The organism is Streptomyces sp. NPDC054961, assembly GCF_053609145.1.
The window spans coordinates 40,138-46,627 of the sequence record NZ_JBSGWY010000038.1; the positions used below are offsets into that span (position 1 = coordinate 40,138).

8 protein-coding genes are annotated in these 6,490 nt (G+C 68.3%); 2 read left to right on the forward strand and 6 right to left on the reverse strand.

What is annotated here, in order from left to right; translation table 11 throughout:
- Window positions 1-146: 146 nt before the first annotated feature.
- The 6 genes from ACWF9Z_RS28205 to ACWF9Z_RS28230 form a co-directional block, all read right to left on the reverse strand.
- Window positions 147-1,550, reverse strand: coding sequence for an 8-oxoguanine deaminase (locus ACWF9Z_RS28205; protein WP_453606384.1), 1,404 nt, complete (start codon window positions 1,548-1,550; stop codon window positions 147-149).
- A 203-nt stretch (window positions 1,551-1,753) separates the two neighbouring features.
- Window positions 1,754-2,677 carry a factor-independent urate hydroxylase gene (pucL, locus tag ACWF9Z_RS28210; RefSeq protein ID WP_453606385.1) on the reverse strand — a complete coding sequence of 308 codons (924 nt, stop codon included), beginning with the start codon at window positions 2,675-2,677 and terminating at the stop codon, window positions 1,754-1,756.
- A 2-nt stretch (window positions 2,678-2,679) separates the two neighbouring features.
- On the reverse strand, window positions 2,680-3,084 hold the full coding sequence (gene uraH / locus ACWF9Z_RS28215; protein WP_453606386.1) for a hydroxyisourate hydrolase: 405 nt from the start codon (window positions 3,082-3,084) through the stop codon (window positions 2,680-2,682).
- The gene (uraD, locus tag ACWF9Z_RS28220) at window positions 3,081-3,608 is read right to left on the reverse strand and encodes a 2-oxo-4-hydroxy-4-carboxy-5-ureidoimidazoline decarboxylase (protein WP_453606388.1); all 528 of its coding nucleotides are present in this window, start codon (window positions 3,606-3,608) and stop codon (window positions 3,081-3,083) included. The genes uraH and uraD overlap by 4 nt, the downstream gene beginning before the upstream one ends.
- A gap of 152 nt (window positions 3,609-3,760) precedes the next feature.
- Complete coding sequence (locus ACWF9Z_RS28225) at window positions 3,761-4,159, reverse strand: helix-turn-helix domain-containing protein (RefSeq protein WP_453606389.1); 399 nt, start codon at window positions 4,157-4,159, stop codon at window positions 3,761-3,763.
- The gene (locus ACWF9Z_RS28230) at window positions 4,156-4,407 is read right to left on the reverse strand and encodes a thiamine-binding protein (protein ID WP_453606391.1); all 252 of its coding nucleotides are present in this window, start codon (window positions 4,405-4,407) and stop codon (window positions 4,156-4,158) included. Before ACWF9Z_RS28230 ends, ACWF9Z_RS28225 begins: the two co-directional genes overlap by 4 nt.
- A gap of 191 nt (window positions 4,408-4,598) precedes the next feature.
- Between ACWF9Z_RS28230 and ACWF9Z_RS28235 the strand changes: the two genes are divergently transcribed.
- Window positions 4,599-5,432, forward strand: a complete 834-nt coding sequence (locus tag ACWF9Z_RS28235; protein WP_453606392.1) for a TIM barrel protein — start codon at window positions 4,599-4,601, stop codon at window positions 5,430-5,432.
- A 74-nt stretch (window positions 5,433-5,506) separates the two neighbouring features.
- Entirely contained in the window at window positions 5,507-6,397 is an 891-nt protein-coding gene (locus ACWF9Z_RS28240) for a 2-hydroxy-3-oxopropionate reductase (RefSeq protein ID WP_453606394.1), read from the forward strand.
- Window positions 6,398-6,490 lie beyond the last annotated feature (93 nt).

The window sequence follows — 6,490 nt, forward strand, 5'->3', positions numbered from 1 at the left end:
ATAATACAAACCCGAACCCCACCCGCACACAACCTCGTGGTTGGGTGGGTTTTTTTTTTTTTACCGCGCCCCCGCCGCCGCCCGGCGCCGGGGGGGCGCCCCCCCCGCCGGCCGGGGGCCGTCCCCCCCGGCCGAACTCCGTGGGATCAGGCCTGCGCGGAGATCCGCGCCAGGCGCTGGGCCTCTTCCCGGGTGGACACGGCGATCGCGTCCTCGTCGGCGAAGAGAAGTCGGTTGTTCTCCACGATCTGCTTGCCGTTGACGAACGAGGCCGTCACCGGGGCCGCAGCACCGAAGACCAGCGCGGTGACCGGGTCGGCGATCGAGGAGTGCAGGAAGGTGCTCAGGTTCCACATCACGAGGTCGGCGCACTTGCCGACTTCGAGCGAGCCGATGTTGTCGGCGCGGCCGAGGACCTGGGCGCCGCCGTACGTGCCCAGGCGCAGGGCCTGGCGCGCGTTGAGGGCGCGCTCGCGGTGGACCGGGTTCAGACGGTTGATCAGCAGCGCGTTGCGCAGCTCGGTGTGCAGTTCACCGGACTCGTTGGAGGCGGTGCCGTCCACGCCGAGGCCGACCGGGACGCCGGCGGCGAGCATGTCCGGGACGCGGGCGATGCCTGCGGCCAGACGGGCGTTGGAGGACGGGCAGTGCGCGACGCCGGTCTTGGTACGGGCGAACGCGGCGATGTCGGAGTCGTTCATGTGGACGCTGTGCGCCATCCACACGTCCTCGCCGAGCCAGCCGGTCGACTCGAAGTAGTCGGTCGGGCCCATGCCGAACAGTTCCTTGCAGAACTGCTCTTCCTCGACGGTCTCCGAGCCGTGCGTGTGCATGCGCACACCCAGGCGGCGGGCCAGCTCGGCGCCCTGCTTCAGCAGCTCGGTGGAGACCGAGAAGGGGGAGCACGGGGCGACGGCGACCTGGGTCATCGCGTCGAAGGAGGCGTCGTGGTACTTCTTCACGGTCGCCTCGGTGTCGGCGAGCGCGCCTTCGAGGGTCTCGACGGCGTGGTCCGGGGGCAGGCCGCCGTCCTTCTCGCTGCGGTCCATGGAACCGCGGGCGAGGGTGAAGCGGACGCCCATCTCGGACGCGGCGCGGATGATCGAGCCGGAGAGGTCGCCGGAGCCCTTGGGGTACACGTAGTGGTGGTCCATGGCGGTGGTGACGCCGCCCTTGGCCATGGCGCCGAGGGAGCCCTGCGCGGCCGTGTACGTCATCTGCTCGTCGATGCGCGCCCAGGTCGGGTACAGCGCGACGAGCCAGTTGAAGAGGTTGTGGTCGGTGGCCAGACCACGGGTGATCCACTGGTAGAAGTGGTGGTGGGTGTTGACCAGACCAGGGGTGACGAGGTGACCCGTGCCGTCGATGCGGCGGACCACATTGCCGAGGTTCTCGGGGGCCTTGCCCGCACCGATCGACTCGATCTTGTTGCCTGCGACGACCACGTAGCCCGAGGCGTACTCGGTGTCGTTCGCGTCAACGGTTGCAATCGCACAGTTTTCGATGACGATGCGCTCTACGGCGCTGTCACGGGCTGCCGATGCTGCCATGGGACGTCCTCGTGCTTTCAGTGGCGGTGCGGGCACGGCAGAACCCAGGGGATTTGAGTGCCGGAGCCGGGGGCCTTGACAGCTGACGGTACTGCCGCCCCGTGTGGTGCGTCCGGGTGCCGATTCAGGAAGCGGGGGTAGGGGGCCTGCTGAAGGGTCGCGGTCCCGGGGCCACTGCGGAGCCCCGGGACGCGCGTGCCGCCTCAGAGGTTGGTCATGTCCACGGGGATGCGGGCGTCGACGCCGTCACGCAGGACCGTCGCCTCGATCAGACCGTACGGACGGTCCGCGGCGAAGTAGACCTCGTTGTCGTTCTTGAGGCCGAAGGGCTCGAGGTCGACGAGGAAGTGGTGCTTGTTCGGGAGCGAGAAGCGGACCTCGTCGATCTCCGAACGGTGGTTGATGATGCGCGAACCCATCTGGTACAGGGTCTGCTGCAGCGAGAGGGAGTAGGTCTCCGCGAAGGCCTGGAGCATGTGCTTGCGGGCCTCGGCGTAGGACTTCTCCCAGTTGGGCATCCGCTGCTCGTCGTCCGACCAGCTGTAGCGCCAGCGAGCCGAGACCTGGGTCGCCAGGATGCGGTCATAGGCCTCCTTCAGGGTCGTGTACTTGTCCTTCACGTACCCCCAGAACTCGGAGTTCGTGGAGTTCATGACGACCAGGTCCTTGAGGCCGGAGATGACCTCCCAGTTCTCGCCGTCGTACGTGATCTGGGTGACCCGGGTCTCCTGGCCCTCACGGACGAAGGAGTGGTTCACCTCGTCGGAGCCGATGAACTTGGAGTTCGCGTCGGAGGTGGCGATCCGGGACCAGGAGTACTCCTCGATCCGGATGCGCGCCCTCTGGATCGGCTCCTGGCTGTTGACGAACCAGCGCGCCAGGTGGATGCCGAACTGCTCGGCGGACTCGATGCCGTGCTCCTTGGCGAACGCGTACACCGTGTTCTTGGTGGTGTCCGTCGGAAGGACGTTCGCGTTCGAGCCGGAGTAGTGGACGTCGTCCATGTCGCCCGAGAGGGCGACCGAGACGTTCAGGTCCTTGATGTGGTGGGTGTCGCCGTCCCGCGTGATCTTGACGACGCGGTTCTCTGCCTTGCCGTACTGGTTCTGGCCCAGAATCGTGGCCATGACTAGCTCCCTCGGTAAACGGAGTAGCCGAACGGGTTGAGCAGCAGCGGTACGTGGTAGTGCTCGCCCGGGTTCACCGCGAAGGTGATCGTTACCTCGGGGAAGAAAGCACCGCTGTCCCTTACGCGGGGGGCGTCCTGCTGCGCCTCGGCTTGCTTCTTTGCGCTGTGCTGATTCAAGAAGTACGTCTCGGTCTCGAAATCGAGACGCACGTGTGTGGTGCCCTCCGGCAGCGCCGGCAGGTCCTTGCAACGCCCGTCGGCGTCGGTGGCGGAGCCGCCCAGGGCCGCCCACGCGCCGTCGAGGCCCGTACGGGCCGACAGCGCGATCGCGACGCCTTCGGCGGGCTTTCCGATGCTGGTGTCCAGGATGTGCGTGGACACCGACGCGGTGGTCTCAGTGCTCATGCTCGGTCTTGCTCCCCTTCTGCGGATTCCACGAGACGGGTCAGGCGGATCCGGTTGATCTTGACGAGCTCGCCACGGGCGATCTCGCGCTCCCGCTCCGGCGAGTTCTCGATCCGGACCTTGACCGCGTCCCTCATGAACTCACCGGTCGCACCGGTGGCGCAGATGAGGAAGACGTGGCCGAACTTGTCCTGGTAGGCCAGGTTCAGTTCGAGGAGCTCGGTCTTGAGCTCCTCCGAGGCACCGGCCATGCCACGCTGCTCGCGGGCGGAGGTCGGGTCTCCCGGCTTCGGCCGGCCGATCGGCGCGTGGCCTCCCATCGCCTCGGCCAGGTCCTGGGCGGTGAGCTCGGCCATGGCCGCCTCGTTCGCGGAGAACAGGGTGCCGGTGCTGGTGAAGGGGCGCTGGGCGAGCATCTTGCTCCCCCATGCCGAACTGGCGCACACCTCGTGCAGCTCGGCCGTGGCCTCGCTGTCGTCCAAGGCGTTGAACCGGGTGAGACCCGGGGTCGGACTCGAAGTCACGGTAGGCCTCCGTGGCCTTGTTGCTTTGACGGGCTGCGCATAGCTAACGCCCTCGGCAACACCGCGTCAACACTTTGTTGAAACTTCCCGTACACAAAAGCCGCCGCCCGGGTGAATTGGGCGGCGGCTCGTGACCGTGAGTCAAGATCGTTTCACGCTTGGTTGGATTTGCCGGGGCCCTTGGACGGGTTCGAGTCCCGGTTCAAGTAGTTGTAGACCGTGAAGCGGCTGACACCCAGGGCTCCCGCCACCGTCTCCACGCCGTGCCGTACGGAAAAGGCGCCGCGCGCCTCGAGTATCCGCACGACGTCCTGCTTGGACTTCCGGTCGAGCTGGGACAACGGTACGCCGTGCCGACGCTCCAGCGCGGCCAGGATGTGGTCCAGCGAGTCCGAGAGCTGCGGAAGCCGTACGGCCAGCAGGTCCTGGCCCTCCCAGGTGAGCACGACGTCGTCGGGCTGAGCCAGGGCCGGGTCCATCAGCTCGCCGCCCATCGCGTCGACCAGCGGCTTGACCGCGGTGACGAAGGGGTGGTCTCGAGGCTCGGTCATGGGGTGTCCTCCCGGATGACGTTGACCTGGAGCGAGACGCGCGTGGCTCCGGCCTCGAGGGAGTCGCGCAGCAGCGCGGTGACCGCGGTCAGCACGTCCTCGGACTCCCCTTCGGCGGTATTGCCGAACGGGCCGACGTCCACGGCGTCCAGTCGGGCCTTCTGGATGACCTCGCGAGCGGCCACGGCATGGGCGGGTGCCTCTTCCAGATCGAAGGGCTCGGTCGTGAATTCCACTCTCAATCGCACCCGGCTCAAGCTACCCGGACGGGGAGGGATGGCGCGATAGCACCCCCTCGGGGGTGCCGGCCGGACGACGGCCGGACGACGGGCGGGCGGGACGTTTCGGGAGCCGGTACTTGACAAGTACGACACCGGGCTTGCAATCTTCCATCAGGCAGAAACTAACTTCCGCAATACGGAAGGAGCGCACACCCCTCATGGGATACACGGACCAGCGCTTCGATGTGAATCTTTCGATCCTCTTCACGGAACTCCCGCTCCTGGAGCGTCCCGCGGCTGCCGCCGCAGCGGGCTTCACGGCGGTCGAGCTGTGGTGGCCCTGGATCGAGACCCCCACCCCCGCCCAGGCGGAGCTCGACGCCCTCAAGAAGGCTCTTGAGGACGCCGGGACCCAGCTGGTGGGCCTGAACTTCTACGCCGGCCAGCTGCCGGGGCCGGACCGCGGTGCGGTTTCGGTCCCCGGCGAGGAGTCGGAGCGCTTCAACGCCAACATCGAGGTGGCCGCGGACTTCGCCGCCTCGGTCGGCTGCAAGGCGCTGAACGCCCTCTACGGCAACCGCGTCGAAGGCGTGGACCCGGCCGTCCAGGACGAACTCGCGCTGAAGAACCTGGTCGCGGCGGCCCGGGCCGCGGACCGGGTCGGCGCGATCCTCCTGATCGAGACCCTCAACAAGCCCGAGTCGCCGCTCTACCCGCTGGTGAGCGCCCCGGCCGGCGTCGAGGTGGTGGACAAGGTGAACGAGGCCACCGGCCTCGGCAACGCCAAGTTCCTGCTCGACCTGTACCACCTGGCGATGAACGATGAGGACCTCTCCGAGGTCATCGAAAAGTACGCCGCCAAGACCGGACACGTCCAGATCGCGGACAAGCCGGGACGAGGTGCCCCCGGCACCGGCGACCTGCCCCTCGAAGAGCTGCTCGACCAGCTCCGGAAGGCCGGTTACGACGGTTATGTCGGCCTTGAGTACAAGGCCGCGGACGCCGCCGCGTCCTTCGCGTTCCTGCCGGCCGGGGCCCGCGCCGCGCGGTAGGCGGGAAAGTCCGGGCGAACGGCCAGGCACCCCACGAACTTTTCGTACGAAGCATTAAGAGAAGGACCCTCATCATGAGCAACCTCCCCAGCATCGCGTGGATCGGCCTCGGCATCATGGGCTCCCCCATGGCCGAGAACCTCCTGAAGGCCGGCTACTCGGTCACCGGCTTCACGCTGGAGCAGGACAAGCTGGACCGCCTGGCCGCCGCCGGCGGCTCCTCCGCCGGCTCGATCGCCGAAGCCGTCGCGGACGCCGACGTCATCATCACGATGGTGCCCGCGTCCCCGCAGGTCGAGGCCATCTCGTACGGCGAGAACGGCATCCTCGAGAACGCCAGGTCCGGTGCGCTGATCATCGACATGTCGTCGATCACCCCGCAGACCTCGGTCGACCTGGCGAAGAACGCCGCCGCCAAGGGCATCCGCGTCCTCGACGCCCCGGTGTCCGGCGGCGAGGCCGGCGCCATCGAGGCCGTCCTGTCGATCATGGTGGGTGGCGAGCAGGCCGACTTCGACGAGGCCCTGCCGGTCCTCGAGGCCCTCGGCAAGACCATCGTCCTGTGCGGTCCGCACGGCTCCGGCCAGACGGTGAAGGCCGCCAACCAGCTCATCGTCGCGGTGAACATCCAGGCGTGCGCCGAGGCCGTCGTCTTCCTCGAGAAGTCGGGCGTGAACCTCACCGCCGCCCTGGACGTCCTCAACGGCGGCCTGGCCGGCTCCACGGTCCTGACCCGCAAGAAGGACAACTTCCTGAACCGCGACTTCAAGCCCGGTTTCCGGATCGACCTGCACCACAAGGACATGGGCATCGTCACCGATGCCGCCCGCAACGTCGGTGCGGCCCTCCCGGTCGGCGCGGTCGTCGCCCAGCTGGTCGCCTCGCTGCGCGCCCAGGGTGACGGCGGCCTGGACCACTCCGCGCTGCTGCGCGCGGTCGAGCGCCTCTCCGGCGCCCAGATCTGATCCCGGGGGGCCCCCGCGGGGCGCGGGGGCCCCCCCCCCCCGGGGGGCCCGGGGGGGGGGGGGGGGGGGGGGGGGGGGCGGGGGGGGGGGGGC